Annotated in this window: 1 protein-coding gene; it reads right to left on the minus strand. The window is 61.9% G+C overall.

The features are described 5' to 3' along the window. Positions 1-205: 205 nt before the first annotated feature. Positions 206-1,108: glycoside hydrolase family 130 protein (locus tag C2U70_RS32595; RefSeq protein WP_140982875.1), on the minus strand; the 903-nt coding region annotated here is incomplete at its 5' end.

Here is a 1,108-nt window from a genome sequence, read left to right on the forward strand (position 1 = left end):
ACGACGGCGAGCCTGCTCGATGCCAGTCTCTCCGCCGTTCGCAGCGCGCGGTCTGCGGACTTGCAGATGATCGGGGATTCGGGCTTCAGGTGTCCGCCCTTGCCGGCGTTGAATGCCTGCACGACGTAGGTTGTTTCGCGGGCCATGAATGCTCCTTCGAGCTGTTGAGGAAAGCAATTGACGCCAACGAGTGTGGTTTCCGAGCTCAACGCCTCATCGCGTCGATGAGCGCGGGAATCTTGATTGTCGCGAAGTTGGAGAAGGTGTCCGACACGGCATAGGGCAGGATGATCTGGTCATTGTGTCTCATCCCGCCGCAGGTGTAGACGACGTTGGGAACATAGCCTTCGCGTTCGGATGGTTCAGGCCGCAACAACGGCTCGGACGAACGCGCCAGGACCTTGGACGGGTCGTGCTTGTCGAGCAGCGCCGCCCCAATCGCGTATTTCCGGACCGGGCCGACACCGTGTGTCAGCAGGAGCCAGCCCTCATCGAGTTCGATCGGCGATCCGCAATTGCCGATCTGGACGAACTCCCAGGGAAACTGCGGTTTCAAGATCGCCTGACCGCCTTCCCATGTGGTGAGGTCGTCCGAATAGATCAGATACAGGTTCTCGTTGTCCTGACGCGCGATCATGGCGTATTTGCCGCCGATCTTGCGCGGAAACAGCGCCATGCCCTTGTTGCGCGCCGCGGCACCGCGCAAGGGCGTGAGCCGGAACGATATGAAATCACTGGTCTCGATCAATTCGGAACGGATCGCCCGTCCGCTGTAGGCGGTGTAGGTCGCGTAATAGCGCTTCCGGTCGCCGTCTCTGAATTCGACGAAGCGGGCATCCTCGATGCCGTTCGACTGGGAGTCGGTGACCGGAAAGATGACACGCTCGCTGAGATCTTCCTCATGCTTGAAGGTCAGCTCGACGTGGTCGCCGTCCGGCCCGGCGACGCGATGGGAGATCCGCGGCACCGCGGCGAGGCGAGCCGTTGGATCGACAGTCACGCCCCCGTCAGCCGTGATCGTTCCGGTTCGGAACGTCAGCGACGACACATGACCTTCGCCGATGGCACGCAGGCTGAGGATGAAGCGGACGCCGCCCTTCGGCGCATC

It is taken from the genome of Bradyrhizobium guangdongense, assembly GCF_006483445.1.
GTDB classification, from domain to species: domain Bacteria; phylum Pseudomonadota; class Alphaproteobacteria; order Rhizobiales; family Xanthobacteraceae; genus Bradyrhizobium; species Bradyrhizobium guangdongense_A.